A 24,292-nucleotide genomic window follows, 5' to 3' on the forward strand; every position below is an offset into this window, starting at 1 on the left:
TGTGGGCGATCTTTTGCCCTGATTACCCAGAGTATTGCAGCCTGCATGCCAGCTTTTTAATAAGAAAAAAGTGTTTAAAAACAATGACTTAAAAGATTGTTGAAAATCACATTGAACGCATCCTGCACGATGGGCTCTCTACGGTCGTGCGTAATGCACGATAATGCCGTAGGAACTTTCATTCTTTTTGAATTGAGAGGAGGGCGCGGATGTCAGAAATGGACGTGGGCAATTGCCCTAAACACCGTATTTCACAAAAAATCCTGTTAAATCAAGCCTTTGTCTGACGAGGCGGTAGATAGCTACCCTTCCCTTGATGAAAAGGCACAGAATTGACCATGCAACTTGCCCGATTTTTCCGGGACTAACCTAAGATCATTCTTTATGGAGCGTAGGAAAATGGAGTCAGCCACTGAGCATCAAGGCCGCATTCTGCTGGTGGACGACGAATCCGCCATCCTGCGAACTTTCCGTTATTGCCTTGAAGACGAAGGCTACAGTGTCGCCACTGCCAACAGCGCTGCCCAGGCAGATGCCTTGTTGCAACGCCAGGTGTTTGACCTGTGCTTTCTGGATTTGCGCCTGGGAGAAGACAACGGCCTCGACGTACTCGCACAGATGCGCATTCAGGCGCCATGGATGCGTGTCGTCATAGTCACCGCTCATTCGGCTGTGGATACGGCTGTAGATGCCATCCAGGCCGGTGCTGCCGATTATCTGGTCAAGCCGTGCAGCCCCGACCAGTTGCGTCTGGCCACGGCCAAGCAATTGGAAGTGCGGCAACTGTCGGCGCGTCTTGAAGCGCTGGAAGGTGAAGTGCGCAAGCCCAAGGACGGCCTGGACTCCCATAGCCCGGCCATGAAAGTGGTGCTGGAAACTGCCCGCCAAGTCGCCGGTACCGACGCCAACATCCTTATTCTCGGCGAGTCAGGGACGGGTAAGGGCGAGTTGTCCCATGCCATTCACGGCTGGAGCAAGCGCGCGAAAAAATCTTGCGTCACTATTAACTGTCCTTCGCTGACCGCCGAGTTGATGGAGAGCGAACTGTTCGGTCACAGTCGGGGTGCTTTTACCGGCGCCAGCGAAAGTACCTTGGGTCGAGTCAACCAGGCGGATGGCGGAACTTTGTTTCTTGATGAGATCGGCGATTTTCCCCTCACGTTACAACCAAAGTTGCTGCGTTTTATTCAGGACAAGGAATATGAGCGAGTCGGCGACCCTGTCACTCGCCGTGCCGATGTGCGGATTCTGGCGGCGACCAACCTCAACCTCGAAGACATGGTGCGCGATGGGCGTTTTCGCGAAGACCTGCTTTATCGGTTGAACGTCATCACGTTGCATCTGCCGCCTTTGCGCGAGCGGCGTGAAGATATCCTGAATCTGGCTGATCGCTTCCTGGCCCGCTTCGTCAAGGAGTATGCGCGACCGGCGCGGGGTTTCAGCGAGGAGGCCCGCGAGGCGTTACTCGGGTATCGCTGGCCGGGCAACATCCGCGAACTGCGTAACGTAGTGGAGCGTGCGAGCATCATTTGTCCGCAGGAACGAGTCGAGATCAGCCACCTGGGCATGGCGGAAACGCCGGTGAACAACGCGCCGCGTATTGGCGCGGCACTGAGTCTGGACGAGCTGGAAAAGGCTCACATCGGCGCGGTCCTGGCCACTGCCGACACGCTGGACCAGGCTGCCAAGACCTTGGGTATCGACGCCTCGACGTTGTATCGCAAACGCAAGCAGTACAACCTGTGAGTCATCCCCGATGAAACTGGCGATGAAGTTGCGCACCCGGCTCTTTCTGAGCATTTCCGCGCTGATCACCGTCGCGCTGCTTGGGCTGTTGCTCGGGCTGGTCAGCGTGATGCAGATGGCCAGTTCCCAGCAGTCGCTGGTTCGCAACAATTTCGCCACCCTGGATCTGGGGCTGAAGCTGCGCCAGACCCTGGGTGACCAGTTGGTCGTCATGCTCAGCGAGAACCCTGACCGCGCGGCTTTCGATAAATCCAGGGATCACTACCTGCAGTTGCTCGACGAAGGCATTGCCAACGAACGGGTGAGTGACGGCTTCAAGTACGGTTTCAAGCAGGCCAAGGCTGACTACCAGGATTTTTTGCAGGCCTACGCGGATACGCGTAGCCCCTCCCATGTGTTGAGCGGAAACGAAGAGCTCACGGAAAAATTCAACAAACTGCGCAATGGTCTGCTTTCCGAGCACAAGCGCGCCCTGGATGCCATCTATGCAACTGAACGCTCAGCGCGAGACCGTGCCTTGTTGGTAGCCGGTCTGATCGGGCTGGTTGGCCTCGCGGTGCTGATTATCGGCTTTGTCACTGCCCATGCCATTGCCCGGCGTTTTGGTGCTCCGATCGAGGCGCTGGCCCAGGCGGCTGACAATATTGGCCAGGGCAATTTTGAAGTCACCCTGCCGATATCGTCAGCTGCGGAGATGAATCTGCTGACCAAGCGGTTTGGCATCATGGCCGAGGCCCTGCGCGAGCATCAGGCAACCAATGTTGACGAATTGCTCGCCGGCCAACAGCGCCTGCAAGCGGTGCTCGATAGCATCGATGACGGCTTGTTGATGATTGACCGCGAAGGACACCTGGAGCATTTGAACCCAGTGGCCCAACGGCAGCTGGGCTGGGACTCGGACCGCTTGGGGCAGGGGTTGGGTTCGGCCCTCGAACGTCCGGAGCTCGATGGGCAGCTGCAGCTGGTGTTGCGCGGCGGCACCCTGGAGCGGGCTCCCGAAGACCTGAGCATTGAGGTCGACGGCGAATCGCGGTTGCTCACCTACAGCTTGACGCCTGTGAGCCACACCCAGGGGCATATCCTCGGCGCGGTGATGGTGCTGCACGACGTGACCGAACAGCGTGCATTCGAACGGGTGCGCAGCGAGTTCGTGCTGCGGGCTTCCCATGAGTTGCGCACACCGGTCACCGGCATGCATATGGCGTTCGGCCTGTTCCGGGAAAGGGCCAAATTCCCGGAGGATTCTCGTGAAGCCGATCTGCTGGATACGGTAAACGAAGAGATGCAGCGGCTGATGCAGTTGATCAACGATCTGTTGAATTTTTCTCGTTACCAGAACGGTCTGCAGAAGCTCACGTTGGCGCCGTGCTCCATCGAAGATTTGCTGGAACAGGCCCGGGTGCGTTTCTGCGGGACCGCCCTGGCGAGCAATATCGATCTGGTGGTGGAAGTGCAGGAACCGTTGCCCCGGCTGCAGGCCGACCAGGCGCAGCTGGATCGTGTACTGGATAACCTTATTGATAATGCGCTGCGCCACACCTCCCCGGGCGGGCAGATTCGCCTGCAGGCAAGACGCCACGGCGAACGTGTGATCATCAGCGTAGAGGATAACGGCGAAGGCATTGCCTACGGCCAGCAGGGGCGGATTTTCGAGCCTTTCGTGCAGGTCGGTCGCAAGAAAGGCGGCGCGGGCCTCGGCCTGGCGCTGTGCAAGGAGATCGTGCAACTGCACGGTGGGCGAATGGGGGTTTACTCGCGACCGGGGCAGGGCACACAGTTTTACATGGCCCTGGCGGTCTGAAGCGAGGTCAGGCCTCGTCGTCCAGACGACGGCCTGCCAGGCGTCGGCCACGGGTAATCAGTTCGATGAACTGCACTGCGCTCAATGCTCGAGCGAATAACCAACCCTGACCGAACTTCACTCCTTCGCTGCTCAGGAAGGCGGCCTGGGCTTCATGTTCGATGCCTTCGGCAATCACCTTGAGTTGCAGGGCCTGGGCCATGTGGATGATGTGCGGCGCCACGCCGCTGCTGGCAGCGTCATGTCCCAGGGCGTCGATAAACGCCTTGTCGATCTTCAGGCAGTCCACTGGCAGCGTTTGCAGATAGGCGAGGCTGCAATAGCCAGTGCCGAAGTCGTCAATCAGCACCTGGTGCCCGACGTCCCGCAAGGCTTGCAGGTTTTCCCGGGCGACGACTACGTCGATCAATCCGCGCTCGGTCACTTCAAAGGCAATCTGCTTGGCGGCGACCCGGTGCAAGGTCAGCAAGCGGGCCATGACCTGGCCAACGCGCGGCACCATCACATCGCATGCCGCGAGATTGACCGAGATGTACAGCTGGGGGTTGGCGCGCAGCAGTTGGCCCAACTGCTCCAATAATCGTTGCAGGACAAAATCAGTCATTTGGCGGATCTGGCCGGTATTCTCAGCCATGGGGATGAACAGGTCGGGGCTGGTGAGCGTGCCGTCCGGTCGGCGCCATCGAAGCAAGGCTTCGGCGCCGACGCAGTTGCGGCTGTCGAGGTCGAAAATCGGTTGATACAACACTTGCAGTTCGCCCCGGCGGATAGCGCCGCTGAGCTCGGCATCCATCGACTGGCGCTGCCGCACCAGCAGGAAGACCAGAAATCCGACAAAACCACCCAAGACCAGGCTGGCGGGGACCAGCCACCACCAGACCGGCGGCACGTGGATTCCCGTGCGCGGTGATATCAGCACCAACTGATAGGCGGGGTTATTGGTGGGCATGCGGTAGATCAGGTGTGTTTGGGTAATCTGCAAGGCATCGCGGCTTTTTGGCGACCAGACTTCCAGCGGCGGCCAGGCCTGCTCAGCACCGAGGACGGGTATGGCGCGTTTGCCATGGTCGAGCACCACGAGCAGGCTGCTACCTGGCGTCAGGTCGACCATGTCGGTCAAATGCCCACGCGAAGTGGCGACCCGAAAATTGCCGCGCCCCAGCATCAGCGCCGCGCGATTTTCGTCCGGTTCGGTGGTGGTGTTCAGCCAGTAGCTGTAGGTGGGCCCCTTGATGTCCGGGGCGCGGCTCAACGACAGGCCTTCCTGGCGAGGCCGGTTGGAGCAGATGCGCGAGGAGTCCATGTAGGCGGCTTCGTAAACGAAGCGATAGTTGAATGTCACCTGCTGCAAGGTGGCGATCATTTCATCGTCGCAGGTGCGCAAAGGCTGGGCTTCAAGGTCGTCGAGGCTTTCTCGCAATTGGCCGAACAACTGCTCCAGGCGTGCAAGAAAGCGTTCGCCCTGGGCATTCATCTCTTCGCTTTCGTTTTTATCAATGTGGTGGACGGCGACGAATAAACTGCCTGTCAGCAATAACGTTGCACTGAAGACAGCCGCCAGCGTCGCCAAAAACCATGGGCGATAGAACCAGCTACGTAGTGTCTCTCGGCCAGGTCGCATCCAGTAACATCCGAAGAATTACCAATGAGTTATAGCTGCTGGTTGAGTAAAACGCCCGACCGTCGGGCGGGCGTCATTATTTTGTCTGATTCAAGACTTGTAGCAGTGCCGCAGTCTGCGCATCCGGCGTGCCGTCGAACCGGGTGGGCCGGAAATGCATCTGGAACGCCGACAACACGTGACGAGTGGAAACATCCAGTTCACCGGTTTGCGGTGTGGCATAACCTAGGCGCGCCAGTTGCCCCTGGAACCAGCTGATACTCGGCAGCTGCACATTGAACTGCGCTTGCTGGCGTGCCACGGCTTGTTCGTTCGGCCACACGCCCAACCCTTGCTCCGCCAGGCGCTTCCACGGGAACAGCGGGCCCGGGTCGAGTTTGCGTCCCGGAGCAATGTCACTGTGCCCGATGATGTTGTGAGGATTGATACCGTAGCGCTTGCTGATGTCCTTGAGCAGGAAGACCAGGGACTGGATCTGGGCGTCGCTGTAGGGATACCACAGGCGGCCGGTCGGCGTGTCCTTGAAGCCCGGATTGACGATTTCAATGCCGATTGAGCTGGAGTTCAGCCAGGTACGGGTTTGCCATTCGCTCTCGCCGGCGTGCCAGGCGCGCAGGCCTTCATCCATCAACTTGTAGATGGTCGCCTTGTTGTCATCGCCGATCAGGTAATGACTGCTGACTTCGCCGTGGGTCAGCAGTTGCAGCGAGCGCTCAAGCGACGCCGAGGTGTAGTGCACGACCACGAACTGGATGCGGCTGTCGTGGTTGGCTGAGGGATGACTGGTGTCGATGCGCGGGCCACTGGCGCAACCTGCCAGCAGGACGAGCGACACAAGAAGGGCGAAATATTTCATGGCGAGTGACGATACACGTAGGATGATAATGCAACAGTGTAACGTAATGCCGGGCGGGTCGAAGGCCAAAGCGCTGATTTAAACAAAAAGGAACAATTGGCCTTACCCCAATTCGATGCGGTTGCGCCCCGCATGTTTGGCCCGATAGAGCGCCTGGTCGGCTCTTTTTAATGCCGCGTCACTGTGCTCGCCAGGCCGGAAGGCGGTCATGCCCATCGAGAGGGTCACCGTTACCGGTTCACCTTTGAAGTGAAAAGGGCAGCCTTCGATGGCTGCGCGCAATTTTTCGAGAAGACTGGCACCTGTCGCCGGTAAGGTCGCGGGCATCAGCAGGACAAATTCTTCGCCGCCAAATCGGGCAATGAAGTCCGAGCCGCGCAAGCGCTTGCGCAGGACGGTGGCAATGATCTTCAGGACCTTGTCGCCCGCCAGGTGGCCGTAGTTGTCGTTGATCCGCTTGAAATGGTCGAGGTCGAGCATGGCCAACAACAGGCTGTTTCCCTGTTGGCGCCATTGGCTGATTTCCTCATCCAGGCGCTCGTTCCAGGCAGCGCGGTTGGGCAGGCCGGTCAGCGGATCGATCAGGGCTTTCTGGCGCTGTTCTTCAAGGTGTTCGCGAAAGCCCAGGGCTTCGTGTTCCATGTGGGCCACCCGATCAGCCAGGCCTTGCAGGCGACTCGCCACTTCCTGTTCACGCTCGTCACGCTGTTTCTGGAAATGGTCCAGGGTGCCCAGCAGGCCCTCCAGATGGTTCTCCAGGGCATGCTTGAGCCCGTCCAGGTCTGCGGCGTCCTGCATGCTGCTCTGCAAGCCATCGACCTGTTCGCGGATTTGCGAGTCCATCTCGCGCGCAGCAGACCGGTTGTCGGCATGCCCGTCGCTGGCCGCCCTCAGGTTGCTCTGGAAAGCCTCCATGCGTTCGTTGAGCTGCTGCAGGTAGGTTTCGAATTCATGCTGGCCGCTACCGGTGATCGCCAGCATCAAGGTGGCCAGGTCGTCGAGGATCGGGATCAGCTCATACCAGTTCAGACCATTTTGCAGGCGCAGGCGCATGGCCTCGGCTTGCGGACGATGACGTTCGGGCAGTGTCAGGTCGTCAAGCAGGCCCAGTAACGTGTCTTCAATGTGCCTGGCCACCGAGCTGTAGGTGGGCTCTGGCGAGTCCGGAAGCGCGTAGAGCGTGTCTTGCTCGGGAGGTTGCGCCTCGGCGACCGGAGTGTCGAGCGTGTCTGGAGGCGTGGGCACGTCTTCGACGGTGGGCGTTTCAGCGCTGGTCGGCGCAGACGCTTCGGTGGCAACTGCGGGTTGCTCCGGTTGCTCCGGTTGCTCAGGTTGCCCAGGCTCTTGCGGCGGCGCCGCTGGCACTGGCACTGGCACTGTAGCCAGCGGGGGTTGCTGTTCAGTAGCTGCAGGTGGTTGCGGGGGGGGCTCGGCAGCGGGCGCCTCAATCACCGGTGCGCGTACTGGCGCCATCGCTGCTGGCACCTGCGCGGGAGCGGTGTCCTCCGCTTCACGGTTGCCAAAAAGGCGTTGCAACAGGCTTGGTCGTCCCGATTCCTCTGGGCTTTCAAGCCGACTTAGCGCTTTACCCTGCAGCCCGCTCAACTCGCTAAGCAGCAGCGGCATCTCCCGAGCCTGGCCAACCCGTGCATCCAGTTGCTTGGCAAACTGCTTGAGGGGGCGACTCACTTCTCGCGGCAGCGGCAGTGTTTGCAACTGGGCGACCAGTGCCGTCAGTGCGGCGCTGGTTTGATTGACCCGGGTCTCGCGGCGTTGCTCGGAATCGAGCACCGCTTTTTCCAGGCGCGGCAACAATGCGGCGAGGCCGGCGTCCATGTCATCGGTACGCACCACATCGCGCATTTCCTTCATGCATTCATCGACCGTCCGATCAGTGCCCTCGGCCGCCAGCGTGCTGCGCACCAGTCCACGGCGCAGCAAATCGAGCCGGGCCTCCCAGCGCCGTTCGAGTTTTTCCTGATGTTCGATGCTCTGAAGGTATTTCTCTTTCCAGCGCTGGGCTTCGTCGCTCATTCATGGGATCCGCTAGGGGGCAGGACTCAATGCGGGGAATGCATCAGCCGTGAGCGAACCCGGCAGACGAATCTCTACCGCGACCGGCAGGTGATCGGAAATGGGTTGTGCCAGGACCTCGACCTTTTCAAGGGTCAGGGTCGGGCTCAGCAAAATATGGTCCAGGCAGCGTTGTGGACGCCAGCTGGGGAAGGTCGCTTCCAGCTGCGGGGCGAGCAGGCCGAGATCGCGCAGCGGCGAATTCTGCAGCAGGTCGCTGGCGTGGGTGTTCATGTCGCCCATCAACACCTGGTGCTTGTACCCGCCAATCAGTTCGCGGATGTAGGCCAGTTGCAGGCTACGCGTCCGCGCCCCGAGCGCCAGGTGCATCATCACCACGACGAGGGCCTCCGGGCCTTCGCCGAAACGCACCAGAATTGCCCCGCGACCCTTGGGCCCCGGCAGCGGATGATCTTCAATCGCCCAGGGGCGCAGGCGGCTGAGCACGCCGTTACTGTGCTGGCCGAGGCGACCGAGATTGCGATTGAGCTGTTGGTACCAGTAGGGGAAGGCCCCGAGCTGGGCCAGGTGTTCGACCTGGTTGACGTAGCCCGACCGGATGCTGCCACCATCGGCTTCCTGCAAGGCGACCAGATCGAAGTCACCCAGCAGGTCGCCGATCTTTTGCAGATTGGTGGCGCGCCCGGTGTGGGGCAGCAAATGCTGCCACCCCCGGGTCAGGTAGTGCCGATAACGCTCGGTACTGATGCCCACCTGGATATTAAAACTGAGTAGCCGCAGACGGCTGTCAGCGGGCAACCCGGTCGATTCCAGGTGATGTTCGTTGACCCGCGGATCATGCAGGCCAACCACTCGTTCAGTTCCCCAGCGGCGCATGGCAGGCCCCGCGCTTAGTTGGCAGCAGCCTTGTTAGCCGCTCGCTCTTGTTCGACCAGCTTATCGGCCAGTTGCAGTGCTTGTTCGGCGCCGCCGGCAGAGCCGATGTCAAAACGGTACTTGCCATTGACGACCATGGTTGGCACGCCAGTAATCTCGTACTTCTTGGCGAGTTCGCGAGCCTGAGTGACCTGGCCCTTGATGGCGAAGGAGTTGAAAGTAGCGAGGAATTTATCCTTGTCGACACCTTGTGTTGCCAGGAACTCGGCCATTTCTTCCGGAGTTACCAGTTTCTTGTGTTCTTCCTGAATCGCCTTGAACACGGCGGCATGAACCTTATGCTCGACACCCATCGATTCCAGGGTCAGGAACATTTGGCCGTGGGCGTCCCAAGGGCCGCCGAACATCGCCGGGATGCGCTTGAAGTTCACATCGGATGGCAATTTTTCAACCCAAGGGTTGATCACTGGCTCGAATTTGTAGCAATGCGGGCAGCCATACCAGAACAGCTCTACCACCTCGATCTTGCCGGGCACGGCGACCTGAACCGGGTTGCTCAGTTCGACATAGGGGGCGGCAGGTGCTTCGGCTGCCTGTGCAGTCATGCCGAACAGGCTGGCAGCGACGAGAGCGGCGCTGATGATCAGATTACGCATGCTTTACTCCTGGACAATTTTGGTCGCCTCGCGCGACCTGTATTGAGACAGGTCATGGCGGGCTTGAGTTCTGTAGTGTAACGGCAGCGGCCACAAAAAAGGGCGGCCAGAGCCACCCTTTTTATACTTGCTGCGACGGATTAATGGAGCGTTAACATTGCAGGAGATGTCCGTCCCCCGTGATGCTCCATCAGCCGGCCTTAGTGCAGGCCCTGAATGTAGCTCGACACCGCGGCGATATCTTCATCGCTCAGGCGTTTGGCAATGGTCTGCATGGTCTTGGTGTCGCCGTCGTTGGTGCGGCCGCCTTCTTCCTTGCGGAAGTCGGTCAGTTGCTTGGCAATGTATTGAGCGTGCTGGCCACCCAGGTGCGGGAAGCCGGCAGCAGCGTTGCCGGCGCCGTTAGGCGAGTGGCAACCGGTGCAGGCCGGCAGGCCCTTGGCCAGGTCTCCACCGCGGAACAAGGCTTCACCGCGAGACACCACTTTCGGGTCGGCGGCGCCAACGCTGCCTTTCTGGCTGGCAAAGTAGGCGGAAATATCAGCCAGGTCCTGATCGCTCAGGTTGGTCAGCAGGCCGGTCATTTCCAGTACGACACGCTTGCCGGACTTGATGTCGTGCAACTGCTTGTTCAGATAACGTTCGCCCTGGCCTGCCAGTTTCGGAAAGTTAGGCGCCATGCTGTTGCCATCCGGGCCATGACAGGCGCCACATACTGCGGCTTTCGCCTGACCAGCAGTCGCATCACCTGCAGCATGGGCAATGCCGGAGATCCCCACGGTCAACAGCAGACTCACGATCAATTTGTTCATCAGCTAATCCAACTACGGCTAAGGGTTAAAGAGTTATGGACCGGGATCACTCGCTCATCCACTGGATGATGGCTTGGTAATCCTCGGCACTGCAGTCCATGCACAAACCACGCGGCGGCATCGCCTTGAAACCCTGGGTCACGTGTTGCACCAGCGTCTCCATACCTTTCGCCAACCTCGGCGTCCAAGCTGCCTGATCGCCCTTTCTGGGCGCCATGGGTAGTTGGCCGGAATGACAGGCACCACAAACACGGTTGTACACAGCTTCCGGATCCTGTGTAGCCTGAGCGCTGTAAAGCGGCATCAAGATACCGGCAGCTAGCAGCCATTTCGTCATAAAACGACCTTTTCAGGGTTGAGAGCGTGCTGCGTTCTGATGCGCAATCAAGGTCTATCGCTCTCGTGTTCTTCATCCTACGCTGGGACAAAGCGCACACAAAATCTGCGGCATTATATACTGGCGTCACTGAAACGGAAACGACACTGCTCGCCGCGTCCATTCCCGGCGCCGCCCACATCGGAAATCCCATGCAACTCAAGAACCCCATCCTCGGCCTGTGCCAACAGTCCACCTTCATGCTCAGCGCTGCCAAAGTCGATCAATGTCCCGACGACGAAGGCTTCGAAGTGGCTTTTGCCGGCCGTTCCAACGCCGGTAAATCCAGCGCGTTGAACACCCTGACGCATGCCAGCCTGGCGCGGACCTCGAAAACGCCCGGTCGCACGCAACTCTTGAACTTCTTCAAGCTAGACGATGATCGCCGTCTGGTCGACCTGCCGGGCTACGGTTATGCAAAAGTACCCATCCCGCTGAAGCTGCACTGGCAGCGTCACCTGGAAGCGTATTTGGGTGGTCGCGAGAGTTTGAAAGGTCTGATCCTGATGATGGACATCCGTCATCCAATGACCGATTTCGATCTGTTGATGCTCGACTGGGCTGTCGCCAGCGGCATGCCGATGCACATCCTGCTGACCAAGGCCGACAAACTGACCTACGGCGCGGCGAAAAACGTTCTGCTCAAAGTGCAGTCGGACATCCGTAAAGGCTGGGGCGACGCGATCTCGATCCAGCTATTTTCGGCGCCAAAGCGCCTGGGCCTGGAAGACGCCTACACTGTACTGGCGGGCTGGATGGAACTGGCAGACAAGGGTGCGCAAACGGCCGAGCAATAAATCGCGGGCAAAAAAAACCCCGGACTTCTATGGGGAGGGGGAAGTTCCGGGGTTCAAGTTCTGGACCGCTAGGGCGGGGTCCAGATATCTGCCAACACTTAACACAACATAGGAGCATCGAAGGGCTTCACCAGCCATTCAGTAACTCTGAGTGGTGATTTGGCGCTTTAGTTCAGATTATTTTCGAATGCGTTTGGAATAACCCCAAGAACATTACGGTCTAACCCGCGAGGCCGCGACTAATTGCCGCGGTGCGGTTCCTGTAGAGAACTTGCTCCGGGCGATGGTCTAGCGATTCTGCGGGGCGCCAGATCATCTTCGACGCCCTCAGGTTATTCGCGAGCGATCTCGCCCCTGCAGTATGGGATGAATTGGGGCTCAGTGAGCTTCATCCCAGTTATTACCCACACCGACTTCGACCAGCAGCGGCACGTCCAGTTTCGCGGCATTGCTCATGTGAGTGCGGATTTCTTCGCGCACCTGGTCCACGAGATCCTCACGCACCTCCAGCACCAGTTCATCGTGCACCTGCAGGATGACTTTGGCATCCAGGCCGGACGCGGTCAGCCAGTTATCCACCGCCACCATGGCTTTTTTGATGATATCCGCCGCAGTGCCCTGCATGGGGGCATTGATCGCTGTGCGTTCAGCGCCTTTGCGCAGGGCCGGGTTCTTCGCGTTGATGTCCGGCAGGTACAGGCGGCGGCCGAAGATGGTCTCGACATAACCTTGCTCGGCTGCCTGGGCGCGGGTGCGCTCCATGTATTGCAGTACGCCCGGGTAGCGCGCGAAATAACGGTCGATGTACGCCTGGGACTGCTTGCGATCTACGCCGATCTGTTTGGCCAGGCCAAACGCACTCATCCCGTAGATCAGGCCGAAGTTGATCGCTTTGGCGCTGCGGCGCTGGTCGGTGGTGACATCGGCCAACTCGACGCCAAACACTTCGGCGGCGGTGGCCCTGTGCACGTCCAGATCATTGCGGAAGGCATGCAACAGTCCTTCATCCTTGGCCAGGTGGGCCATGATCCGCAGTTCAATTTGCGAATAGTCCGCCGCCAGCAGCTTGTAGCCCTTCGGCGCAACGAACGCCTGGCGAATTCGCCGGCCTTCTGCGGTGCGAATCGGGATGTTCTGCAGGTTCGGGTCGATCGACGACAGGCGTCCGGTGGCCGCCACGGCCTGCTGATAGGACGTGTGGATGCGGCCGGTACGCGCATTGATTTGCTCTGGCAGCCGATCGGTATAGGTGCTTTTCAGTTTGCTCAGCGAGCGGTACTGCATCAGCACCTTGGGCAGCGGATAATCCTGTTCGGCCAGCTCGGCCAGTACCGCTTCGGCTGTGGAGGCCTGACCCTTGGCGGTTTTGCTGAGGACTGGCAGACCCAGTTTTTCGTAAAGAATCACCCCCAATTGCTTGGGTGAGCCCAGGTTGAATTCCTCGCCGGCGATGGCAAACGCCTCGCGCTCAAGGGCGACGAGTTTTTCGCCGAGCTCAACGCTCTGGATGCCCAGCAGATTGGCGTCCACCAGCGCGCCCTGACGCTCGATGCGCGCCAGCACCGGCATCAGCGGCATTTCGATTTCGTCCAGGACCTTGCACAGGCTCGGTGTCGCTGCGAGTTTTTCCTGCAGGGCGAGGTGCAGACGCAAGACCACATCGGCGTCTTCGGCGGCGTAGGGGCCGGCAAGTTCCAGGGAGATCTGGTCAAAAGTCAGCTGTTTGACGCCTTTGCCTGCGATCTCCTGAATGTCAGTCTTGCTCTGGCCCAGGTACTTCAGCGCCAGGCTGTCCATGTCATGGCGCGTTGCCGTCGAGTCCAGTACATAGGATTCGAGCATGGTGTCGTAGGCAATGCCCCGAACCGTGATCCCGTTGCTCTGATCGCCACCAATAGCGCAGTTGGCCAGGATGTTGGTTTCGAACTTGGCGTGCTGGCCGACCTTGAGCTTGTGCGGATTTTCCAGCAGCGGCTTCAACGCCAGTAAAACACTGTCGCGATCCAGCTGTTCCGGGACGCCCATGTAGGAGTGGGTCAGGGGAATGTAGGCTGCTTCATTTGCGGCAACGGAGAAGGACAGGCCCACCAGTTGCGAGTGCTGGGCATCGCCGCCATTGGTTTCAGTAACAAACGCAATCAACGGAGCCTTGTTGAGCTTGTCCAGCCAGGCTTCGAAGCGTGCCTGGTCAAGGATGGTTTCGTATTGAGCCTCGACGGCGCCCGGCTGTTCCTGGGCAATTTCGACAATCTCCTGGCCCGAGCGCTTGGCCTCACGCTGGTTGTCTTCAAACCAGCTCTTGAATTCGAGCAGCGTGTACAGCTCGGCGAGTTTGTCGTGGTCCGGCTGGCCCATTTGCAGGTCGTCGAGCCCGATGTCGAGAGGGACGTCGATCTTGATCGTGGCCAGGCGATAGGAGAGGAATGCCATTTCCTTGTGCTCTTCAAGCTTGGCCGGCAGGGTCTTGGCGCCGCGAATCGGCAAGGTCGGAACGATGTCGAGCTGCGCATACAACTCGGTCAATCCGCCATTCACGCCGACCAGCAGCCCGGATGCGGTTTTGGGTCCAATGCCCGGCACGCCTGGAATGTTGTCGGAGGAGTCGCCCATCAATGCCAGGTAATCAATGATCTGCTCGGGAGCGACGCCGAATTTCTCCTTCACGCCCTCTACGTCCAGCGCGCTACCGGTCATGGTGTTGACCAAGGTAATGTGGCCGTCGACCAGTTGTGCCATGTCCTTGTCACCGGTAGAGATCACCACCGGACGGTCGGCCGCCGCACTGCTGCGGGCCAGCGTGCCAATCACGTCATCGGCCTCGACGCCTTCGACGCACAGCAACGGGAAGCCCAAAGCCTTCACGCTCTGGTGCAGCGGTTCGATTTGCACGCGCATGTCGTCGGGCATACTTGGGCGGTTGGCTTTGTATTCGGCAAACATCTCATCGCGGAACGTCCCGCCCTTGGCGTCGAACACCACAGCGAAGGGGCTGTCCGGGTACTGCTTGCGCAGACTCTTGAGCATGTTCAGCACGCCTTTGACCGCGCCGGTGGGCAGGCCTTTGGAAGTAGTCAGCGGCGGCAGCGCGTGAAAGGCGCGGTACAGGTAAGAAGAACCGTCCACCAGGACGAGGGGGGCTTGGCTCATGAGCAGGATCAACCTTTTCGGCGGGTCCGGCGCTAGAATAGCGGGACCGTTGACGACAAAGGGACAAGGTTATCATGCGCACACTAAATCGCCTGTTGCTGGCTGGCTTGTTTGCAATTACACCGTTGGCCGTCATGGCAGCGGACGATGCGCCATCCTCGGACCCGGATGTCACCATTCGCACGGAAGGCGACAAGGTCATTCAGGAGTACCGCCAAAACGGCTTCCTGTATGCGATCAAGGTCACGCCGAAGGGAGCGCCGCCGTATTTCCTGGTGCGCGCAGACGGGACCGATGCAAACTTCATCCGCTCGGATCAGCCAGATATGCTGATTCCGTCCTGGAAGATCTTCGAGTGGAAGTAGTTTCTTAATTTCAATTGGCGCTGGCTGACCCGGCGGCGCCCGTACTGGCAGTTAAAACATGTCTGTGTTCACCCCCCTGGCTCGGCCCGAGCTGGAAACCTTTCTCGCCCCATACGGGCTCGGCCGCCTGCTTGATTTCCAGGGGATCGCCGCCGGTAGCGAAAATACCAATTTCTTCATCAGCCTGGAGCAGGGCGAGTTCGTCCTGACCCTGGTTGAGCGTGGGCCGGTGCAGGAAATGCCGTTCTTCATTGAACTGCTGGACGTGCTGCACGCTGCCGACCTGCCAGTGCCCTATGCCTTGCGCACCACCGATGGCGTGGCCCTGCGTGAACTGGCCGGCAAACCTGCATTGTTGCAGCCGCGCCTGGCGGGCAAGCACATCAAGGAGGCCAACGCGCAGCATTGCGTTCAGGTCGGTGAGCTGCTCGGCCACCTTCACCTGGCCACCCAGGCCAATATGATCAAGCGCAAGACCGATCGCGGCCTGGACTGGATGCTGGAGGAGGGCACGCAGTTTCTTTCGCACCTGGATGCCGAGCAGAACGAGTTGCTGCAGCGCGCGCTGGACGAAATCAACCGGCAGAAGACGAAAATTCTGGCGCTGCCCAGGGCGAATATCCACGCCGACCTGTTTCGCGATAACGCGATGTTCGAAGGCACGCACCTGACCGGATTGATCGACTTCTACAACGCCTGTTCCGGGCCGATGCTGTACGACGTCGCGATCGCCTTGAATGACTGGTGTTCGGACGAAGACGGAGTCATTGATGGGCCGCGGGCCCGGGCGCTATTGGGGGCTTATGCAGGCTTGCGTCCCTTCACCGCGGCGGAGGCTGAGTTGTGGCCGACCATGCTGCGAGTGGCGTGCGTGCGGTTCTGGCTGTCGCGGTTGATCGCCGCCGAGTCGTTTGCCGGCCAGGATGTGTTGATTCACGATCCGATGGAGTTCCAGCGTCGGCTGGCGCAGCGGCAGAAGGTGAGTACACCGCTGCCGTTTGCCCTGTAACCACATTACGTGTAGGAGCGAGCTTGCTCGCGAGGGTCGTCAACGATAACGCGGGGTGCCTGGCACCCCACATTGCTGCAGATTTCTTCGCGAGCAAGCTCGCTCCTACAGGGGGATGGTGTTGCTTACAGTGACTCCAGGCACCCCGCCAGATCATTGCCCAACTTCTCCAGCACCTGCTCATACCCCTGGGCGGTCGCTGGCGTGTATCCGCCCAGCGCATCCAGCTCTGCCAGTTTCACCGGGAGGCCAGCCACCAGGGTTTCCGCCAGGCGCGGGCGTAATGGAGGTTCGCTGAACACGCAGGTCTTGCCGACTTCCTGCAGTCGCGTGCGCATGGCGGCAACGTGCTGGGCACCCGGTTGCACTTCGGCGGCAACGCTGAACACACCCGCGTGCTTGAGGCCGTAAGCGTCCTCGAAGTAGTCGAAGGCCTCGTGGAACACGAAGTACGGTTTGTCGGCGATGGCTGCCAGGCGCTTTTTCAAACGCAGGTCCAGTGCATCCAGGCGCTCATCGAAGGCCTTGAGGTTGCTCTCGTAACGCGCAGCGTTGGCGGGGTCCGCAGCGCTGAGGTCGGCGGCCATTTTCGTGGCGATTACCCGGGCGTTGACCGGGGACAACCACAAATGCGCATCCAGGCTGCCCGGACGATGATCATGATCATGCTCGTCCGCTTCCTCGGCATGGGAATGACTGTCTTGGGCAAAATGGCGCAATTTCAGACCCGGCAGGTCCTGCACGGCGACGCTGGGCAGCGTGCGACCTTTCAGCACGCGAGGCAGGAAGCCTTCCATATCGGGGCCGATCCAGTAGACGAGATCGACGGCCTGCACCTTTCGTACATCGGATGGGCGCAGGGCATAATTGTGCGCAGAAGCGCCAGGCGGCAGCAGTACTTCCGGAATCGCCACGCCGTCCTGGACGGCCGCAGCGATCAGTTGCAGAGGCTTGATGCTGGTCAACACCCGCACCTCGGCATGGGCACTGGCCATCATGATCAAACTGGCGAGAAATGTAACAAAGAAAGAAAAAAGTCGGGACACAATGACCACTCGAAGAGGCGAGAAGGGGTAACATAATAACGTCTCTCACAAAACTCGTCGCCGCTCATGCCAAAAACACCGATAGCCAGCCGTCCCCATGACCACTCTCATTGCGTCCACAGCGCTCTGTCGGAGGCTGACGCCCTGTGCGCGCGTCAAGGCCTGCGCCTGACAGCCTTGCGCCGTCGGGTGCTGGAACTGGTGTGGCAAAGCCACAAGCCGCTGGGGGCATACGACATTCTTGCGGTGCTCAGCGAACAGGACGGCCGACGAGCCGCACCGCCTACCGTATACCGGGCCCTGGATTTCCTGCTGGAAAACGGCCTGGTGCACCGGATCTCGTCACTCAACGCTTTCATCGGCTGCAATCATCCCGAGCATGCGCATCAGGGCCAGTTCCTGATCTGCCGGGAGTGTCACGCAGCTATCGAGCTTGAACAGAAGTCCATCAGCGACGCGATCATCGACAGCGCCAGTGATGTCGGGTTTGTGGTTGAAGGCCAGACCGTTGAGGTCGTCGGGCTGTGCTCGGGTTGCCAGGGGGCTTGATGAGCAACGCGCTGATCCGTCTTGAACAGGTTACCGTAACCTTCGCCGGGCAAAACGTCCTCGATAACATCGAACTTGGCGTGGAACCCGGGCAGATCGTTACCTTGATCGGTCCGAACGGTGCGGGTAAGACGACCTTGGTAAGGGCCGTGTTAGGTCTGTTGAAACCGGACAGTGGCAGCGTTTGGCGCAAGCCGAAGCTGCGGGTTGGTTACATGCCGCAAAAACTTCACGTCGACCCGACGCTGCCGCTCTCGGTGCTGCGCTTTCTGCGCCTGGTGCCGGGTGTAGACCGTGCCAGGGCCTTGGCTGCTTTGAAGGAAGTCGGTGCCGAGCACGTGATCGACAGCCCGGTGCAAAGTGTTTCCGGCGGCGAGATGCAACGGGTGCTGCTGGCCCGCGCGCTGTTGCGCGAACCTGAACTGCTGGTGCTTGATGAGCCGGCACAGGGCGTGGACGTGGCGGGTCAGGCCGAGCTCTACAGCCTGATCACCCGATTGCGCGATCGCCACGGTTGCGGCGTCCTGATGGTGTCTCACGACTTGCACCTGGTGATGAGCACGACCGATCAGGTGGTGTGCCTGAATCGCCATGTGTGCTGTTCCGGGCACCCCGAGCAAGTCAGCGGCGATCCGGCCTTTGTCGAGTTGTTCGGCAAGAACGCGCAAAGCCTGGCGATCTACCACCACCACCATGACCATGCCCATGACCTGCATGGTTCGGTGGTCAGTACGGCCTCACCGGCCTCTACCCATGTTCATGGAGATAGCTGCAAGCATGGCTGATTTTCTGCTCTACGCCCTTCTTGCAGGCTTGGCCCTGGCGCTGGTGGCGGGGCCGCTGGGTTCGTTTGTGGTGTGGCGGCGCATGGCCTACTTTGGCGACACCCTGTCCCATGCCGCCCTGCTCGGGGTAGCCTTGGGTTTCCTGCTGGATGTCAGTCCTGCCGTTGCGGTCACCGTGGGGTGTCTGTTGCTGGCGGTGCTGCTGGTGACCTTGCAGCAACGCCAGCCTCTGGCGTCGGACACGCTATTGGGGATTCTTGCACCAAGCACCCTCTCATTGGGCCTGGTGGTACTAAGCTTCATGCATGAAGTGCGGATAGACCTGATGGCCTATCTGTTTGGCGACCTGCTCGCCATCAGTCCCGGCGATCTGGCCTGGATTCTCGGCGGAAGTGCGGCGGTTCTTGTGGTGCTGTTGGCGATGTGGCGACCTTTGCTGGCCATCACTGTGCACGAGGAATTGGCCAAGGTTGAGGGGTTGCCGGTGGCATCTCTGCGCCTGACCTTGATGCTGCTGATTGCCGTGGTCATTGCGGTCGCGATGAAAATTGTCGGGGTGTTGCTGATCACTTCGCTGCTGATCATTCCGGCGGCGGCAGCGCAGCGTCACGCTCGCTCGCCGGAGCAGATGGCACTGGGCGCGAGCCTGCTGGGCATGCTCGCCGTGTGTGGCGGCCTGGCGTTGTCCTGGTTCAAGGACACTCCGGCGGGCCCGTCGATTGTGGTGACGGCGGCCGCGCTGTTTCTGCTGAGTTTTGTCCTGCCCCGTCGAGGGGTGTAGACTTGCTCGTTTTTTGCGCAAATAGAGAGTCGCAGGAATGAAGCCGTTCACCTCCCGTTATCTGCTCCTTGTCGCATTTTCCATGCTGCTGGGCGCTTGCCAAAGTACGCCACCGGCGACCCCCGAGGTCACTGATGCGCGAGCTGCGGCTGTCGCGCAACTGGAACAAAGCCTCGCCAGCAGTGAGCTGGCGACTGCCGAAGGGCAACTGGCTGCCTTGCAGGCCGAGGCCCCGAATGACCAATCGCTCGAGCAGTACCAGCGTCAATTGGCCGAGGCTTATCTGCTGCGTAGCCGCATTGTGCTGCAAAAAGGTGATGTGAATGCTGCCGCCACGGCCCTCAGCCGGGCTCGGGCGCTGATGCCCAAGGCACCCGCGCTGACCGGCGGAGTCAACAATGCCATCGTCAATGCACGCAAGGCCGAACTGGATAAAGCGGAAGCGGCGCTCATGGCGGCCGAAGCCAAGCCACCGGCCAAAGTCATCGACCCTACGGCCGAAAGCACCACGGTGGCGCTAAACCTGACCGATATGGCCAAGTTGCGCCGCCAGTTGGACGCGATCGCTGCCGATGTAGTGAATTATCAGTGCGATGTCAGCATTCAGGCGCCGCGCACCCAGGACTATCCATGGTTGGCAACTTTGTTGACCAAGCGAGTGAAGAAGCTGGATTCGGGCTTTGATCTGAAGCTGAAGAAGCAGATTCTGCGCAATATTCCTGCGCAGATGGTTTTGATTCCGCGTAAACCTTAAAAGCATCGCGAGCAAGCTCGCTCCTACAGTGGTTAGCGCTGATCACAGCCTGTGTGTTCAGCCGTAAACCCTGTGGGAGCAAGGCTTGCCCGCGATGGCATCCTTACAAACGCAACAAATATTAAGCCGGAACCGCCTTGGCTTTCGGCTCACGATCCCAGACCCGATGTTGCCCGATCGCTGCAATAAACGGTTTGAACAGCTTCGTATCCGCCCCCACGATCAATCCCGCATCCGCTTCTAGCTTCAGCACGTCCAGCAACTGCTTGGCTTCGCCGTGCAAGGCGATCGCCTTCAGATGCTTGTAGGCTTCCAGCACGTAATGCAGCGCCACCCCATCGGTGCTCAAGGCCTTGATCGACGCTGCGCCACCGGGCACGAACACCGCGTCAAACGCCACTGACGGCAAGCCTTCCATCGACGCATCCACCGGCAGTGTCTTGCCGTCTGCGGTCTTCACCGGTGCCGAAGTCGGCCCCAGCAGCTTGGCGTGCGCCCCTTCGGCTGCCAGCGCCTTTTTCAGCGCGTCAATCGCTGCGCCATCGACACCGTTGGCCGCCAGAATCGCCACCTTGCGGCTCTTGATGTTGCCGGGCAGAAGGTTGGCCTGGCTGAGCGCGGGTGAGCGATCCAGCGACGTCTTCGGCACATCGACCGTGCCGGCCTTGGGTGCCGGCAAACCGAGGTTAGCGGCTACGCGTGAGGCCAGTTCAAGATCAATGTTGGCGAGGATCTCGTTCACCTGACGGGCACGAATGAACTCACGTTCGACTTTGCCCAGCTCGAAGCTGTAGGCCGCAATGATGTGTTCCTGCTCGTGCTTGCTCATGCTGTGGAAGAACAGCCGCGCCTGGGAGAAGTGGTCGCTGAATGACTCGCTGCGCTGGCGGATCTTGTTGGCGTCGATGCGTTCGGGATAGGACTCGAAACCACCGTCCTGTGCCGCCGGCGGCGTCTCTTTCGGCCATCCGCCGTCGATGGAGTTAGGCTCGTAGGCCGCACGGCCCTTGTCGATCGTGGTGCGGTGCAGCGCGTCGCGCTGGCCGTTGTGGAACGGTGCCACCGGACGGTTGATCGGGATTTCGTGGAAGTTGGGGCCGCCAAGACGGCTGATCTGCGTGTCGGTGTAAGAAAACAGCCGGCCTTGCAGTAGCGGGTCATTGGAGAAATCGATGCCTGGCACGATGTGCCCCGGGCAGAACGCGACCTGTTCGGTTTCGGCGAAGAAGTTATCCGGGTTGCGGTTCAGCACCATTTTGCCCAGTGGCGTGATAGGCACGATTTCCTCAGGGATGATCTTGGTCGGGTCGAGAATGTCGAAGTCGAAGGAGTGTTCGTTTTCCTCTTCGACAATCTGCACGCCCAATTCCCATTCCGGGTAATCGCCCATCTCGATCGCTTCCCACAGATCTCGACGGTGGAAGTCGGTGTCTTTGCCGGCGAGCTTCTGTGCTTCATCCCAAACCAGCGAGCAGGTGCCGTTGGAAGGGCGCCAGTGGAATTTGACGAAGCGCGATTTGCCTTCGGCGTTGATCAGCCGGAAGGTGTGCACGCCGAAGCCCTGCATGCTGCGCAGGCTCTTGGGAATCGCGCGGTCGGACATGGCCCAGATCACCATGTGCGCCGACTCCGGGACCAGCGAAACAAAGTCCCAGAAGGTATCGTGGGCAGAGCCGCCAGTTGGAATTTCGTTGTGGGGCTCAGGTTTCACGGCGTGGACGAAGTCGGGAAACTTGATCGCATCCTGGATGAAAAACACCGGCATGTTGTTGCCCACCAGATCGAAGTTGCCTTCGTCGGTGAAAAACTTCACGGCAAAACCGCGCACATCGCGCACGGTATCGCCCGAGCCGCGAGGGCCCTGCACCGTGGAGAAGCGGGTGAATACCGGGGTTTTCTTGCCCGGGTCCTGGAGGAAACCGGCCTTGGTCAATGCCGCATGGTTTTCGTAGGCCTGGAAGTATCCATGAGCACCGGTGCCGCGGGCGTGGACGATACGCTCGGGAATACGCTCGTGGTCAAAGTGCGTGATTTTTTCACGCATGATGAAGTCTTCGAGCAGCGAAGGCCCGCGCGCGCCGACCTTCAACGTGTTCTGATTGTCCGAAACCTTTACGCCCTGATTGGTGCGCAAGGCCTGGCCTGTGGCGTCGGAGCGGAATGTTTCCAGGCTGTCGAGCTTGGTATTGGTATTGTTACGGTCCAGGGTATCGGTCCCGGCCAGTTCGCTTTTAGGTGTGGCAGGTTTCTTGGTACTCATCAGTCGTAAACTCCTCGTTGCGATCTCGTCCTAGCCGGACTTGTGAGCAATGTTCCAGGCACGGCACCTGGCGATTCTCGAGCTGCCTAATTAGTGACTGGTGACCGTTTCAGCCGTTCCTTTTTTCTGACCTTTGATCGCGTTATTGCCAAATCGCTGGTTGAATGCGAAATAAATGCTAAGAACCTCTATACGGACAGGCTAAAATGCGCGCCCGGCTAACCGCTGACCCTTTTCCAACGCGCCCCACAAGGTTCGCTACGTGATCGAGTTTCAAAACGTCCACAAAACCTACCGCGTCGCCGGTAAGGAAATTCCCGCCCTGCACCCGACCAGTCTGACGATTGAGAACGGCCAGGTGTTTGGCCTGATCGGCCACTCCGGCGCGGGCAAAAGTACCCTGCTGCGCCTGATCAATCGTCTGGAGAATTCCACTGGCGGTAAGATCTTCGTCGACGGCGAAGAAGTCACTGCGCTCGACGCCAGCAGCCTGCGACGCTTCCGCCAACAGGTCGGGATGATTTTCCAGCACTTCAATCTGCTGGCCTCCAAGACCGTGGCCGATAACGTCGCGCTGCCCCTGACCCTGGCCGGCGAGCTGTCGCGCAGCGAGATCGACCAGCGCGTGGCCGAATTGCTGGCGCGGGTCGGGCTGTCCGATCACGCCAAAAAATACCCGGCTCAGTTGTCTGGTGGGCAGAAGCAGCGCGTTGGCATCGCCCGCGCCTTGGCCACCAAGCCGAAAATCCTGTTGTGCGACGAAGCCACCAGCGCCCTGGACCCGCAAACCACCGCGTCGGTCCTGCAGTTGCTGGCTGAGATCAATCGCGAGTTGAAGCTGACCATCGTGCTGATTACTCACGAAATGGACGTGATTCGTCGGGTCTGCGACCAGGTGGCGGTAATGGACTCTGGTGTGATCGTCGAGCAGGGCTCGGTTGCCGATGTGTTCCTGCATCCCAAGCACCCGACGACCAAGCGCTTTGTGCAGGAAGACGAGCAGATCGATGAAGGCGAACAACGCGACGACTTCGCCCATGTCCCAGGCCGCATCGTGCGTCTGACATTCCAGGGCGAAGCGACCTACGCGCCTTTACTGGGTACTGTCGCTCGCGAAACGGGTGTGGACTACAGCATCCTCGCCGGCCGCATCGACCGCATCAAAGACGTCCCTTATGGGCAACTCACTCTGGCCGTCACCGGTGGCGACATGGAGGCGGCATTTGCCCGCTTCACCGCGGCTGACGTTTACATGGAGGTGCTGCGCTGATGGAAGCCCTGACAAGTTTTTTCTCCAACATCGACTGGTTCGAAATCTGGCTGGCCACTGGCGACACGCTGCTGATGCTAGGCGGTTCACTGTTGTTCACCGTGCTGTTGGGCCTGCCGCTGGGTGTGCTGCTGTTCCTGTGCAGCCCGCGTCAACTGCTCGAAGCCAAGGGGCTGTACGCCCTGCTGTCGCTGGTGGTGAACATCCTGCGTTCGCTGCCCTTCATCATTCTGTTGATCGTGATGATTCCGTTCACTGTGCTGATCACCGGCACCTCCCTGGGTGTAGGCGGTGCGATTCCGCCGCTGGTCGTGGGCGCCACGCCGTTTTTCGCGCGACTGGTGGAAACCGCCTTGCGTGAAGTGGATCGCGGCATCATCGAGGCGACCCAGGCCATGGGTGCGACCACTCGGCAGATCATCACCAATGCCCTGCTGCCGGAAGCCCGTCCGGGCATCTTCGCCGCGATTACAGTGACAGCGATTACATTGGTGTCCTACACGGCAATGGCCGGTGTCGTCGGCGCTGGCGGCCTGGGTGACCTGGCGATCCGTTTCGGCTATCAACGCTTCCAGACCGATGTGATGGTGGTGACTGTGGTGTTGCTGCTGGTGCTGGTCCAGGTGCTGCAAACCGTTGGTGACAAATTGGTTGTGCATTTTTCCCGGAAATAAATACTCTCGTCTTTTGCAAATGAGCCGGCCATTCGCTGGCAGGCGCCGCATAACTGGCGCCTCACATGGAGTTAGCT

General features: G+C 59.8%; 21 protein-coding genes. 11 read left to right on the plus strand and 10 right to left on the minus strand.

Features of this window, described 5'->3' with window-relative positions:
* Positions 1–399 precede the first annotated feature (399 nt).
* Positions 400–1,746: a sigma-54-dependent response regulator transcription factor AlgB gene (gene algB, locus IMW75_RS02845; RefSeq protein ID WP_045059125.1), complete on the plus strand. Its 1,347-nt coding sequence runs from the start codon at positions 400–402 to the stop codon at positions 1,744–1,746.
* Positions 1,747–1,756: 10 nt separating this feature from the next.
* Complete coding sequence (locus IMW75_RS02850; RefSeq protein ID WP_205891824.1) at positions 1,757–3,547, plus strand: KinB sensor domain-containing domain; 1,791 nt, start codon at positions 1,757–1,759, stop codon at positions 3,545–3,547.
* A 7-nt stretch (positions 3,548–3,554) separates the two neighbouring features.
* Here the strand turns inward: IMW75_RS02850 and IMW75_RS02855 are convergent, their stop codons facing one another.
* The 7 genes from IMW75_RS02855 to IMW75_RS02885 all read right to left on the minus strand — a co-directional run bounded on the left by IMW75_RS02855 (position 3,555) and on the right by IMW75_RS02885 (position 10,739).
* The gene (locus IMW75_RS02855) at positions 3,555–5,168 is read right to left on the minus strand and encodes an EAL domain-containing protein (RefSeq protein WP_045059123.1); all 1,614 of its coding nucleotides are present in this window, start codon (positions 5,166–5,168) and stop codon (positions 3,555–3,557) included.
* Positions 5,169–5,244: 76 nt separating this feature from the next.
* Positions 5,245–6,024 carry an N-acetylmuramoyl-L-alanine amidase gene (locus tag IMW75_RS02860; protein WP_045059122.1) on the minus strand — a complete coding sequence of 260 codons (780 nt, stop codon included), beginning with the start codon at positions 6,022–6,024 and terminating at the stop codon, positions 5,245–5,247.
* Between the two features lie 102 nt (positions 6,025–6,126).
* Positions 6,127–8,058: a GGDEF domain-containing protein gene (locus IMW75_RS02865; RefSeq protein WP_205891825.1), complete on the minus strand. Its 1,932-nt coding sequence runs from the start codon at positions 8,056–8,058 to the stop codon at positions 6,127–6,129.
* A 12-nt stretch (positions 8,059–8,070) separates the two neighbouring features.
* Positions 8,071–8,934 (minus strand): endonuclease/exonuclease/phosphatase family protein, encoded by an 864-nt coding sequence (locus IMW75_RS02870; RefSeq protein ID WP_045059120.1) that lies wholly within the window; start codon positions 8,932–8,934, stop codon positions 8,071–8,073.
* A 14-nt stretch (positions 8,935–8,948) separates the two neighbouring features.
* Positions 8,949–9,590: a thiol:disulfide interchange protein DsbA/DsbL gene (locus tag IMW75_RS02875; protein WP_045059119.1), complete on the minus strand. Its 642-nt coding sequence runs from the start codon at positions 9,588–9,590 to the stop codon at positions 8,949–8,951.
* 200 nt (positions 9,591–9,790) lie between these two features.
* A complete protein-coding gene (locus tag IMW75_RS02880) occupies positions 9,791–10,402 on the minus strand; it encodes a c-type cytochrome (RefSeq protein WP_045059118.1) in 612 nt (203 codons plus the stop codon).
* A gap of 46 nt (positions 10,403–10,448) precedes the next feature.
* Positions 10,449–10,739 (minus strand): c-type cytochrome, encoded by a 291-nt coding sequence (locus tag IMW75_RS02885; RefSeq protein WP_045059117.1) that lies wholly within the window; start codon positions 10,737–10,739, stop codon positions 10,449–10,451.
* A gap of 191 nt (positions 10,740–10,930) precedes the next feature.
* Here IMW75_RS02885 and yihA point away from each other — a divergent pair, with 191 nt between their 5' ends.
* Positions 10,931–11,575, plus strand: coding sequence for a ribosome biogenesis GTP-binding protein YihA/YsxC (gene yihA / locus IMW75_RS02890; protein ID WP_045059116.1), 645 nt, complete (start codon positions 10,931–10,933; stop codon positions 11,573–11,575).
* Positions 11,576–11,953: 378 nt separating this feature from the next.
* On the opposite strand, the gene polA is transcribed toward yihA, so the two are convergent.
* Positions 11,954–14,722 (minus strand): DNA polymerase I, encoded by a 2,769-nt coding sequence (gene polA, locus IMW75_RS02895; RefSeq protein ID WP_045059115.1) that lies wholly within the window; start codon positions 14,720–14,722, stop codon positions 11,954–11,956.
* A gap of 74 nt (positions 14,723–14,796) precedes the next feature.
* Here polA and IMW75_RS02900 point away from each other — a divergent pair, with 74 nt between their 5' ends.
* The gene (locus IMW75_RS02900) at positions 14,797–15,087 is read left to right on the plus strand and encodes a DUF2782 domain-containing protein (protein WP_045059114.1); all 291 of its coding nucleotides are present in this window, start codon (positions 14,797–14,799) and stop codon (positions 15,085–15,087) included.
* A 58-nt stretch (positions 15,088–15,145) separates the two neighbouring features.
* Positions 15,146–16,096: a homoserine kinase gene (locus IMW75_RS02905; protein WP_205891826.1), complete on the plus strand. Its 951-nt coding sequence runs from the start codon at positions 15,146–15,148 to the stop codon at positions 16,094–16,096.
* A gap of 125 nt (positions 16,097–16,221) precedes the next feature.
* On the opposite strand, the gene znuA is transcribed toward IMW75_RS02905, so the two are convergent.
* The gene (gene znuA / locus IMW75_RS02910; protein WP_205891827.1) at positions 16,222–17,142 is read right to left on the minus strand and encodes a zinc ABC transporter substrate-binding protein ZnuA; all 921 of its coding nucleotides are present in this window, start codon (positions 17,140–17,142) and stop codon (positions 16,222–16,224) included.
* Positions 17,143–17,208: 66 nt separating this feature from the next.
* Between znuA and zur the strand changes: the two genes are divergently transcribed.
* From zur to IMW75_RS02930, 4 genes are read left to right on the plus strand one after another with little or no spacing between them, the layout of a single operon-like run.
* Positions 17,209–17,691 (plus strand): zinc uptake transcriptional repressor Zur, encoded by a 483-nt coding sequence (gene zur / locus IMW75_RS02915; RefSeq protein WP_045059112.1) that lies wholly within the window; start codon positions 17,209–17,211, stop codon positions 17,689–17,691.
* Entirely contained in the window at positions 17,691–18,476 is a 786-nt protein-coding gene (gene znuC / locus IMW75_RS02920) for a zinc ABC transporter ATP-binding protein ZnuC (RefSeq protein ID WP_205891828.1), read from the plus strand. The genes zur and znuC overlap by 1 nt, the downstream gene beginning before the upstream one ends.
* Positions 18,469–19,257 (plus strand): zinc ABC transporter permease subunit ZnuB, encoded by a 789-nt coding sequence (gene znuB, locus IMW75_RS02925; RefSeq protein WP_045059110.1) that lies wholly within the window; start codon positions 18,469–18,471, stop codon positions 19,255–19,257. Before znuC ends, znuB begins: the two co-directional genes overlap by 8 nt.
* A 37-nt stretch (positions 19,258–19,294) precedes the next feature.
* Positions 19,295–20,011, plus strand: a complete 717-nt coding sequence (locus IMW75_RS02930; RefSeq protein ID WP_045059109.1) for a PA5502 family lipoprotein — start codon at positions 19,295–19,297, stop codon at positions 20,009–20,011.
* 121 nt (positions 20,012–20,132) lie between these two features.
* Here the strand turns inward: IMW75_RS02930 and katE are convergent, their stop codons facing one another.
* Complete coding sequence (katE, locus tag IMW75_RS02935) at positions 20,133–22,271, minus strand: catalase HPII (RefSeq protein WP_205891829.1); 2,139 nt, start codon at positions 22,269–22,271, stop codon at positions 20,133–20,135.
* 262 nt (positions 22,272–22,533) lie between these two features.
* Between katE and IMW75_RS02940 the strand changes: the two genes are divergently transcribed.
* Positions 22,534–23,541: an ATP-binding cassette domain-containing protein gene (locus IMW75_RS02940; protein WP_205891830.1), complete on the plus strand. Its 1,008-nt coding sequence runs from the start codon at positions 22,534–22,536 to the stop codon at positions 23,539–23,541.
* Positions 23,541–24,215, plus strand: a complete 675-nt coding sequence (locus IMW75_RS02945) for a methionine ABC transporter permease (protein ID WP_045059106.1) — start codon at positions 23,541–23,543, stop codon at positions 24,213–24,215. Before IMW75_RS02940 ends, IMW75_RS02945 begins: the two co-directional genes overlap by 1 nt.
* Positions 24,216–24,292: the final 77 nt, after the last annotated feature.

This window comes from Pseudomonas gregormendelii (assembly GCF_017114825.1).
GTDB lineage: Bacteria > Pseudomonadota > Gammaproteobacteria > Pseudomonadales > Pseudomonadaceae > Aquipseudomonas > Aquipseudomonas gregormendelii.

What these genes read in the sequence shown, in the direction of transcription:
- IMW75_RS02850 (WP_205891824.1), top strand. Translation starts at nt 1,757, where the DNA reads ATGAAACTGGCGATGAAGTTGCGCACCCGGCTCTTTCTGAGCATTTCC.
- IMW75_RS02870 (WP_045059120.1), bottom strand. Translation starts at nt 8,934, where the DNA reads ATGCGCCGCTGGGGAACTGAACGAGTGGTTGGCCTGCATGATCCGCGG.
- IMW75_RS02945 (WP_045059106.1), top strand. Translation starts at nt 23,541, where the DNA reads ATGGAAGCCCTGACAAGTTTTTTCTCCAACATCGACTGGTTCGAAATC.
- IMW75_RS02855 (WP_045059123.1), bottom strand. Translation starts at nt 5,168, where the DNA reads ATGCGACCTGGCCGAGAGACACTACGTAGCTGGTTCTATCGCCCATGG.
- algB (WP_045059125.1), top strand. Translation starts at nt 400, where the DNA reads ATGGAGTCAGCCACTGAGCATCAAGGCCGCATTCTGCTGGTGGACGAC.
- IMW75_RS02905 (WP_205891826.1), top strand. Translation starts at nt 15,146, where the DNA reads ATGTCTGTGTTCACCCCCCTGGCTCGGCCCGAGCTGGAAACCTTTCTC.
- IMW75_RS02930 (WP_045059109.1), top strand. Translation starts at nt 19,295, where the DNA reads ATGAAGCCGTTCACCTCCCGTTATCTGCTCCTTGTCGCATTTTCCATG.
- IMW75_RS02875 (WP_045059119.1), bottom strand. Translation starts at nt 9,590, where the DNA reads ATGCGTAATCTGATCATCAGCGCCGCTCTCGTCGCTGCCAGCCTGTTC.
- yihA (WP_045059116.1), top strand. Translation starts at nt 10,931, where the DNA reads ATGCAACTCAAGAACCCCATCCTCGGCCTGTGCCAACAGTCCACCTTC.
- zur (WP_045059112.1), top strand. Translation starts at nt 17,209, where the DNA reads ATGCCAAAAACACCGATAGCCAGCCGTCCCCATGACCACTCTCATTGC.
- IMW75_RS02900 (WP_045059114.1), top strand. Translation starts at nt 14,797, where the DNA reads ATGCGCACACTAAATCGCCTGTTGCTGGCTGGCTTGTTTGCAATTACA.
- znuC (WP_205891828.1), top strand. Translation starts at nt 17,691, where the DNA reads ATGAGCAACGCGCTGATCCGTCTTGAACAGGTTACCGTAACCTTCGCC.
- IMW75_RS02865 (WP_205891825.1), bottom strand. Translation starts at nt 8,058, where the DNA reads ATGAGCGACGAAGCCCAGCGCTGGAAAGAGAAATACCTTCAGAGCATC.
- IMW75_RS02860 (WP_045059122.1), bottom strand. Translation starts at nt 6,024, where the DNA reads ATGAAATATTTCGCCCTTCTTGTGTCGCTCGTCCTGCTGGCAGGTTGC.
- katE (WP_205891829.1), bottom strand. Translation starts at nt 22,271, where the DNA reads ATGAGTACCAAGAAACCTGCCACACCTAAAAGCGAACTGGCCGGGACC.
- IMW75_RS02885 (WP_045059117.1), bottom strand. Translation starts at nt 10,739, where the DNA reads ATGACGAAATGGCTGCTAGCTGCCGGTATCTTGATGCCGCTTTACAGC.
- IMW75_RS02880 (WP_045059118.1), bottom strand. Translation starts at nt 10,402, where the DNA reads ATGAACAAATTGATCGTGAGTCTGCTGTTGACCGTGGGGATCTCCGGC.
- znuB (WP_045059110.1), top strand. Translation starts at nt 18,469, where the DNA reads ATGGCTGATTTTCTGCTCTACGCCCTTCTTGCAGGCTTGGCCCTGGCG.
- polA (WP_045059115.1), bottom strand. Translation starts at nt 14,722, where the DNA reads ATGAGCCAAGCCCCCCTCGTCCTGGTGGACGGTTCTTCTTACCTGTAC.